This window comes from Aurantimonas sp. A2-1-M11 (genome assembly GCF_036549475.1).
GTDB lineage: Bacteria > Pseudomonadota > Alphaproteobacteria > Rhizobiales > Rhizobiaceae > Aurantimonas.
Genome location: NZ_JAZHLI010000237.1, coordinates 1 through 523 on the forward strand (window position 1 = coordinate 1; position 523 = coordinate 523).

The window sequence follows — 523 nt, forward strand, 5'->3', positions numbered from 1 at the left end:
TTCGAGACGGAAGTTCTTCGAACTCGCCGACATCGCCAAAAGCGCCCGGCGAGGAAAGAACGCAGCGCCGATCTCGCCGCTGGCACTGGAAGCGGTCAAGCGCATTGACGCGCTGTTCGACATCGAACGCGAGGTGAACGGCCGCCCTGCCAAAGAGCGCCTGGCTGTCCGGCAGGAGCGAAGCGTGGCCGTTCTGGCCGATCTGGAGGACTGGATGCGCATCGAGCGGGCGCGCCTGTCGCGCCACGCGCCGGTCGCCAAGGCCATGGACTACATGCTGACACGCTGGGACAGCTTTGCCCGCTTCACCACCGACGGCCGGATCTGCCTGACGAACAACGCCGCCGAGCGGGCGGTTCGCAGCCTGGCTCTCGGCCGCAAGTCATGGCTCTTTGCCGGTTCCGATCGCGGCGCCGATCGCTGCGCCTTCATGCTGACGCTGATTGCGACGGCCAAGCTCAACGACATCGATCCGCAGGCCTGGCTCGCCGACGTCCTCGCGCGCATCGCCGACACCCCCCAA

1 protein-coding gene is annotated in these 523 nt (G+C 66.9%); it reads left to right on the top strand.

Features of this window, described 5'->3' with window-relative positions; translation table 11 throughout:
- Positions 1-523, top strand: a 523-nt coding sequence (locus VQ042_RS25875; protein WP_331823090.1) for an IS66 family transposase, incomplete at both ends; no start/stop codon positions are given.